This is a genomic window from Streptomyces kebangsaanensis (assembly GCF_001906585.1).
In the GTDB taxonomy this organism is placed as follows: Bacteria; Actinomycetota; Actinomycetes; order Streptomycetales; family Streptomycetaceae; genus Streptomyces; species Streptomyces kebangsaanensis.
Genome location: NZ_JUJA01000155.1, coordinates 104,010 through 109,920 on the forward strand (window position 1 = coordinate 104,010; position 5,911 = coordinate 109,920).

Here is a 5,911-nt window from a genome sequence, read left to right on the forward strand (position 1 = left end):
CGCCGCCTGCGCCACTGGCTGGGGCAGCTGTACCGGGCCGAGCGGGGCCGCTTCCTCGACGCCGACTTCGACTCGCCGCTCCAGCTGCTCACCCCGGACCTGGCCCGCCTCGCCGCGCTCGGCGGCTTCGGCCGCTGGGAGGCGCGCGTCGCCCGCCACCTGCGCGACGAGCGGCTGCGCCGGGTCTTCTCCTTCCAGGCCCTGTACGCCGGTGTCCCGCCCGAGCGGGCCCTGGCCGCCTACGCGGTGATCGCCTACATGGACACCGTCGCCGGGGTGTACTTCCCGCGCGGCGGCATGCACGCCCTGCCCCGCGCGATGGCCGACGCCGCGGCGGCGGCCGGGGCGGAGTTCCACTACGGGCGGCCGGTCACCCGCCTGGAACGCACCGGCGAGCGCGTCACCGCCGTGGTGACCGAGGAGCGGCGCATCGCCTGCGACGCCGTCGTCCTCACCCCCGACCTGCCGGTGACCTACCGCCTGCTGGGCCGGACCCCGCGCCGCCCGGCACGGCTCGGGCACGCCCCGTCGGCCGTGGTCCTGCACGCCGGCTGCGACCGCACCTGGCCGGAACTGGCCCACCACACCCTGTCCTTCGGCCGCGCCTGGCGGCGCACCTTCCGTGAACTCACCCGCACCGGCGAGCTGATGAGCGACCCCTCCCTGCTGATCACCCGGCCCACCGCCACCGACCCCGCCCTGGCCCCGCCGGGCCGCCACCTGCACTACGTCCTCGCGCCCTGCCCCAACACCGACATCGGGCCCGGAGCCGCCGACTGGCCCGGCCTCGCCCCGCGCTACCGCGACAGCCTGCTGCGCGAACTCGACCGCCGGGGCCTCACGGGCATCGCGTCGGCCATCGAGGAGGAGTGCCTGGTGACCCCCGCCGACTGGACCGGGCAGGGACACGCCGCCGGCACGCCCTTCTCCGTCGCGCACACCTTCGCCCAGACCGGCCCGTTCCGGCCCCGCAACCTGGTGCGCGGCACCGCCAACGCCGTCCTCGCGGGCTGCGGCACCACGCCCGGCGTCGGGGTGCCGCCCGTACTGCTGTCGGGGAAGCTGGCCGCCGCCCGCATCACCGGCGGCCCCCGTCCCCGCCCCCGTCCCCGCGCCGCGTCCGCCAGGACGGACGGCCGGCTCGAGCAAGGAGTACGACCGTGACCGCCCGGGAACTGGACGCCGCCGGCATCACCGACCCGCGCCTGCGCGCCGCCTACACCCACTGCCGCGAGCTGAACGCCCGGCACGGCCGCACCTACTTCCTCGCCACCCGCCTGCTGCCTCCCGGCCGGCGCCCCGCCGTGCACGCCCTGTACGGCTTCGCCCGCTGGGCCGACGACATCGTCGACGCGCTCGACGGCGGCCGGGACGGAGGCGCCGACGGCGAAACGGCGCGGCGGGCCGCCGCCCTGGACAGGCTCGGTGACGACCTCGCCCGGGGCCTGGCCGGCCGGGAGGGCGCCGCGCCGGTGGTCACCGCCCTCGCGGACACCAGCCGCCGCTACGCCATCGACCACCGCCACTTCGCCGACTTCCTCACCTCCATGCGCAGCGACCTGACGGTCACCGAGTACGCCTGCTACGACGAGCTGCGCGCCTACATGCACGGCTCGGCGGCGGTGATCGGCCTGCAGATGCTGCCGGTCCTCGGCACCGTGGTGCCCCGCGAGCAGGCCGCCCCGTACGCGGCCGAACTGGGCGTCGCCTTCCAGCTCACCAACTTCCTGCGGGACGTGGGGGAGGACCTCGACCGCGGCCGCGTCTACCTGCCCCGCGACCTGCTGGCCGCGTACGGCGTCGACCGCGACCTGCTGCGCCGCTGCCGGGACACCGGCCGCACCGACCGGCGGGTCACCGCGGCACTGCGCGAGTTCGAGGCCCTCACCCGTGCCGCCTACCGGCGCGCGGCGCCCGGCGTGCCGATGCTCGACCCCGTCGCCCGGCCCTGCATCCGCACGGCGTTCGTGCTCTACGGCGGCATCCTGGACGCCGTCGCCGCCGACGGCTGGGCGGTGCTGCACCGCCGTGCCGCGGTGTCCCGCCGGCGCCGCGCGCTCGTCGCCGCCGACGGCCTGCTGCGGGTGACCGCGGCCCGCCTCGCCGCACGCCGCGGGACCACCCTCACCCCTGCCACGACCCCGCATCCGCCCTCCCGCCCGAAGGAGGCCGCGTGACGCCCGCCCGCCCGCCCCGGCGCGGACGCCTCCCCCTGCGCCTGCGCCGCGCCCCCGTCACCTGGGAGCGCCAGCGCCCCACGTGGCGCGCGGCCCGGCCCGCGCTGATCGCCGACGCGCTCAAACGGGCGCAGGCCCGGCCGAGCGGCAACTGGTACGTCGTCGGCGCCTCCCGCGACCTGCGCCCGGACCGGCCGCTGGCCCGTACCGTCGACGGCCACGAGGTGGTGCTCTGGCGCGACGCGCGGGGCCGCCCCGTCGCCGGGCCCGGCGTCTGCCCCCACCTGGGCGCGCCCCTGCGGGACAGCCCGGTGCGCTGCGGCACCCTGGTGTGCCACTGGCACGGACTCGCCCTGGACGGAACGCCGTCCGCCGGATGGGAGCCCTGGCCCGCCCACGACGACGGGGTGCTGCTGTGGGTGCGGCTGGACGGCGCCGGAGGCGAGGAACCCACCGGCCGGCCACCGGTGCCGGCCCGTCCCGCCGCGGCCGGCGCGCTGGCGGCCGTGTACACCGGGACCGGCGTCTGCGAGCCGGACGACGTGGTCGCCAACCGCCTCGACCCCTGGCACGGGGCCTGGTTCCACCCGTACTCCTTCGTCGACCTCACCGTCGTGGACACCCCCGGCCCGCGCGAGGAGGAGGACGCCTTCACGGTCGACGTCTCCTTCAAGGTCGCCGGACGGTTCGTCGTCCCCGTCCGGGCGGTGTTCACCGCTCCCGGACCGCGCACCGTCGTCATGCGGATCACCGACGGCGAGGGCGAGGGCTCCGTCGTGGAGACCCACGCGACACCGCTGGGACGCGACGCCCTGGGCAGGCCGCGCACCGCGGTGGTGGAGGCCGTCGTGGCCACCTCCGAACGGCCCGGGTTCGCCGTGGCCCGACGCGCCGCCCCCCTGCTGCGCCCGGCGATCCGGTACGCCGCGGGCCGCCTGTGGCGCGACGACCTGGCCTACGCGGAACGGCGCTGGACCCTGCGCTCCACGGGACGTTTCCCGGGCTGAGGGGCCCGCCGGGGCGGACCTGCGGGCCGCGTGCGGCGGTTCGGGCCCGGTGCGGCGGGAGCGTGCGGCGCCGAGGGCCTCGCGCGGGCTGCGGAGCGCGCGGTGCGTTCGGTTGCTCGCGCCGGTGTGGTGGGCTCCCCGCGCGGCGTACCGGCCGCAGGCCGCGCATGGCGTGCGGCGGTTCAGCCCCGGCTCGGCGGTCGGCGTACGACGCCGTCCGCGCCGTACAGGCCGCTCAGCGTCTCGACGGCGTCCCGCAGGCCGGCGCACCGCGGGAAGCCGCCGGCCGACCGCCGCTCCCAGCCCGGACCCACCGGCAGCACGACAGGCCGCCTGCGGGCGCCCGCAGGCCCCCACTGAAGACCCGCGACGTGCCGGGCGAGCGGTGGCGACGCCGTCGAGCGGGTCTGCGCCCACAGCACGACGGCGACCGGGCCGGTGCGCCGGACACAGGCCAGCAGCGCCTCCACCGGTACCGCGGCGCCCAGCATCCGCGTCGGCACGCCGAGTTCGCCCAGCGCCGCGTCGAGCGCCTCCAGCGGCAGGGAGTGCTGTTCCCCGGGCGCGCAGGCCAGCACCACCGGCTCGGCGCCCGGAGGCACCGCCGGACGCGGCGGCAGCACCAGCGGCGCACGGCGCAGGGCGGTGGAGACCTGCCAGGACAGCAGGTGCTCCACCTCCACGTAACGGTCGCCGGAGGACTCCCACTTGCGGCCCACCGCGCGCAGCGTCGGCACCATCACCTCCTCCCAGGCCACGGTCAGCCCGTGCTGCCCGACCGCGTCCAGCAGACGGCTCTCCAACTCCGGCGCGTCCAGCCGCACCGCGGCCCGGGCCAGCCCCCGGCACTCCTGGCGCACGTCGCCGAGCGGCAGCCCACCGCCGGCACCGCCGCGGCGGGCGGGCCCCACCGCCACCGGGGGCGCCGGCTGCCGGGCGGGAGGCCCGGCCGAGGGGGTGGAGGGCCGGGCCCCGCCGTGCGTGAGGCGGGCCACGCGGGCCGCCTCGGCCGGGGGAGCGCCCGCCGCCGTCAGCCGGCACATCTCCTCGACCATCGCCACGTCCCGCGGACTCCAGCGCCGGTGACGCCCCTGCGAGCGCAGGGCGGGCCCCAGGCCGTAGCGGCGGTCCCAGGAGCGCAGGGTCGTCGGGGAGACCCCCAGCCGCCGGGCCACCGCGCCCGTGGTCAGCCCGGCCACCGCCGTCTCGTCGCTCAAGGCCTCACGTCCCGCCGTCCCCATGGCTCCTCGGCTCCTCGGTTCCTCCGAACAGACGATCCGATGCTATATCGATGCAAGTTGTTCCGGTCTCCTCCTCCGACGCACGCTGAGCGCACACCTTCCCGACGAGGAGAGACGTGGTCATGGACCGCATCCCGGCCGTCCCGGACGCCGTCACCGCCATCGGTGCCACCGCCTCCGGACCCGCCCACCCCGTGCCGTCCGAGGACGACGCCGCCTGGGCGGCGCTCCACCGCCGGTGGGGCGGACTGGTCCACGGGCTGGCCCGGCAGGCACTCGGGGACGCGCGGGACGCGGACGACGTGACCCAGCAGGTGTTCGCCGACGCCTGGCGCGGACGGCGCGGGTACGCGCCGGAGCGGGGAACACCGGCCGCCTGGCTCGTCGGGATCACCCGGCGCAAAGTGGCCGACGCCCTGGCCGCCCGGTCACGCCGCGCCCAGCTGGCCGCGATGGCGGCCGAACGGCTTCCGGCGCGGGGGCACGACGGCGCCGGCGAGCCCGAGACCGTGCTGGACCGGATGGTCGTCGGCAGTGCCCTGCGGCAGCTCAGCACGGCCCAGCGGCACGTGCTGCACCTCGCCTACTACGAGGACCTGACCCAGGCGCAGATCGCCCAGGTCACCGGCTGGCCGCTCGGCACGGTCAAGAGCCACACCCGGCGCGGCCTCGACCGTCTGCGCCGCTGCCTGGAGGACGAGGGCGTCGCGGCGGCCTGACGCGCACGACCGATGCGAGCTCCGGCAGGCGAGTCCACTCGCCGGGAACCCGTCGGACTCCCCGTCCGACTGCTGTCGGGAGACCAGCAGGAGGTGGGATGGACGGGCTGGACGTACGGATGCGCGACGTCGTCTGCCGGCACGGCCGTGTCGCGGCCGTACACGGGGTGGACCTCGACATCGCGGCGGGCGAGCGGGTGGCGCTGACCGGCACCAACGGGTCGGGCAAGACCACGCCGATCCGCGCCGTGCTGGTCCTGCACCGCCGGGCCGGCGGACAGATCCTGGTCGGGGGCCGGGACACCGGCGAAGAAGCCGGCCGAGACCAGCGCCGAGTCCTGCCCGGCCCGGCCGGGGGCCGCGCGCTGCATCACCAGCACCATCGAGACCGCGTTCGCCGCCACCGCGAAGACGCCCACGGCCACCGCCGCCACCCAGGCCGGCGGATGCGCGTACCGCGAGGCGGCGAGCAGCAGCGCCGCCCCACCGCACCGGCGGCCAGACAGCCCGGCAGCAACCCGGCCCGGCCGTCCCGCGACCCTGGACCAGCCCACCCGCCCGGCGATCCCGGCGACGCCCAGCACCGCCACGAGCGCCCCGCCCGCCGTGGGCCCGAGCCCGAGCCGCCGCACGCCGTACAGCGCCAGATACGTGTTCACCGACGCGATGCCGCAGCCCAGCAGCGGCGAGAACACCGCCGGCCACGCGGTCATGCCCCGCGGCACCCAGGAGGAGGCCGGCGCCGGCTTCGGCGGCGGATCGGCGGG

General features: G+C 77.8%; 4 protein-coding genes and 3 pseudogenes. 5 read left to right on the forward strand and 2 right to left on the reverse strand.

Annotation, left to right across the window (positions count from 1 at the left end; genetic code table 11):
- From crtI to RH94_RS26200, 3 genes and pseudogenes are all read left to right on the forward strand, one after another.
- A pseudogene (gene crtI, locus RH94_RS26190) lies at positions 1-1,164 on the forward strand (phytoene desaturase family protein); the annotation flags it as partial.
- Positions 1,161-2,177: a phytoene/squalene synthase family protein gene (locus RH94_RS26195; RefSeq protein WP_073950504.1), complete on the forward strand. Its 1,017-nt coding sequence runs from the start codon at positions 1,161-1,163 to the stop codon at positions 2,175-2,177. The pseudogene crtI and the gene RH94_RS26195, both read left to right, overlap by 4 nt.
- Positions 2,174-3,184: a DUF5914 domain-containing protein gene (locus RH94_RS26200; protein ID WP_073950505.1), complete on the forward strand. Its 1,011-nt coding sequence runs from the start codon at positions 2,174-2,176 to the stop codon at positions 3,182-3,184. The genes RH94_RS26195 and RH94_RS26200 overlap by 4 nt, the downstream gene beginning before the upstream one ends.
- A 182-nt stretch (positions 3,185-3,366) precedes the next feature.
- Here RH94_RS26200 and RH94_RS26205 read toward each other — a convergent pair whose 3' ends face one another.
- Positions 3,367-4,425, reverse strand: coding sequence for a MerR family transcriptional regulator (locus tag RH94_RS26205; protein ID WP_073950507.1), 1,059 nt, complete (start codon positions 4,423-4,425; stop codon positions 3,367-3,369).
- A 122-nt stretch (positions 4,426-4,547) separates the two neighbouring features.
- Between RH94_RS26205 and RH94_RS26215 the strand changes: the two genes are divergently transcribed.
- Both RH94_RS26215 and RH94_RS44650 read left to right on the forward strand, forming a co-directional pair.
- Positions 4,548-5,144, forward strand: a complete 597-nt coding sequence (locus RH94_RS26215) for a sigma-70 family RNA polymerase sigma factor (protein WP_107428827.1) — start codon at positions 4,548-4,550, stop codon at positions 5,142-5,144.
- 119 nt (positions 5,145-5,263) lie between these two features.
- Positions 5,264-5,410 (forward strand): annotated as a pseudogene (locus RH94_RS44650) (ATP-binding cassette domain-containing protein); the annotation flags it as partial.
- A gap of 96 nt (positions 5,411-5,506) precedes the next feature.
- Here the strand turns inward: RH94_RS44650 and RH94_RS44655 are convergent.
- A pseudogene (locus RH94_RS44655) lies at positions 5,507-5,857 on the reverse strand (MFS transporter); the annotation flags it as partial.
- Between the last annotated feature and the right edge of the window lie 54 nt (positions 5,858-5,911).